This is a genomic window from Micromonospora sp., assembly GCF_048594385.1.
Taxonomy (GTDB): domain Bacteria; phylum Actinomycetota; class Actinomycetes; order Mycobacteriales; family Micromonosporaceae; genus Micromonospora; species Micromonospora wenchangensis.
In genome coordinates, this window is record NZ_JBMDWU010000409.1 from 1 (window position 1) to 1,639 (window position 1,639).

Annotated in this window: 1 protein-coding gene; it reads right to left on the bottom strand. The window is 76.3% G+C overall.

Annotated elements, in window-relative coordinates:
- The coding region (locus ACOJTC_RS21910) for a polyketide synthase dehydratase domain-containing protein (protein WP_420118282.1) at window positions 1–1,639 on the bottom strand (1,639 nt) is incomplete at both ends.

Genomic DNA, 1,639 nt, shown 5'->3' on the forward strand with positions numbered 1-1,639 from the left:
GTGGTGTGCACGGTGGCCCCGAGGTGCCGGGCGTAGTGCAGGGCGGCCATCCCGACCCCGCCGGTCGCGGTGTGGATCAGGACGGACTGCCCCGCCCGCAGGCCGGCGAGGTCGCCGAGGCCGTACATGGCGGTCAGGTAGGCGATCGGCAGCACCGCGGCCTGGCTGTCGCTGAGGTGGTCGGGGGTACGGGTGAGCAGGAGATGGTCGCAGACCGCGAGCGGGCCGGTGCCCTCGGAGAAGAGACCCATCACCCGGTCGCCCGGGTCGAGTCCGGTCACGCCGGGACCGGTCTCCACGACCACGCCCGCGCCCTCGCTGCCCAGCGGCGCCTCACCGGGGTAGCTGCCCAGCGCGATGAGCACGTCGCGGAAGTTCAGGCCGGTGGCGTGGGTGCGTACCCGCACCTCGCCGTCGCGTAGCGGGCGCAGCGCCTCGGGTGCCGGGACCATGGCGACGTTGGCCAGGGTGCCGGCGGAGGTGGTGCCGAACCGCCAGTTCTCGGCCGGCGGCACCAGCCGCGCCGGGTCGTCGGCGCAGCGGACCAGCCGGTCGACGTACGCCCCGCCGAAGCGCACCGCGAGGTGCGGCTCGGCGGTGGCCAGCGCGGCGGGCAGCACCGACGGGTCGGTCGGGCGTCCGTCCAGGTCGAGCAGCACGAACCGGTCGGGGTGTTCGGCCTGCGCCGAGCGGGTGAGGCCCCAGCAGGCGGCGGCGGCCAGGTCGGCGATCTGGTCGGCGAGGTGCGCGGCGACCCCACCCTCGGTGGTGATCACCAGCCGGGTGCCGGTCAGCCGCTCCTCGGCGAGCCACTGCTGGAGGCGGTACAGCAGCGCCTCGGTCAGCTCGTGTGCGGCGGCGACCGGGTCGTCGGTGGTGGCGGCCGTGGCGTCGGCGGGCGTCTCGTCCGGGCGGGGGGTCCGGCAGGTCAGGAAGACCACCTCGGGCAGCTCACCGGCGAGCAGGGCGGCGAGGTCCGGCACCTGGCGCAGACCGGGCAGCGCGCCGCGCAGCGCCGGGCCGGGCGTGCCGAGGACGGCCCAGTCAACCGGTTCGGCCGGCGGCGTGGCGTCCACGCGCAGCTCCTGCCAGTCGAGGCGGTGCAGCAGCTCGGTGCCGGGCGCGGCGACGACGGGCAGCGTGGCGGGGTCCAGCGCGCGCAGGTCGAGGCGGTCGACGGAGAGCACGGGGTGCCCGTCCGGATCCTCCAGCAGCACCTGGTACGCGTCCTCGCCGATCGCGGTCAGCCGGGCCCGGACCGACGTGGCCAGGGTGGCGTGCACGGCGACGCCGGAGAAGCTGTACGGCAGGCCCGGCGCGTCGTGGGGGTGCTCGGCGGCGTCGGCGATCAGCGCGTGCAGGGCCGCGTCGGCGAGCGCCGGGTGCACCGCGTAACCCTCGGGGCGCAGGTCCTCGGGCAGCTCGACCTCGGCGTAGACGTCGGGGCCGGCACGCCAGGCACGGCGCAGGTTCTGGAAGGCGGGCCCGTACTGGTAGCCCCTCGCGGCGAGCAGCGGGTAGAGCGCGTCGACGTCGACCGGTTCGCCGGCCGGGGGCCAGGCGCCGATCTCCGCCGGGACGGTGGGTTCCTCGGGGTTGATGGTGGCGGTGGCGTGGGTGGTCCAGGTGGTGGTGGTGC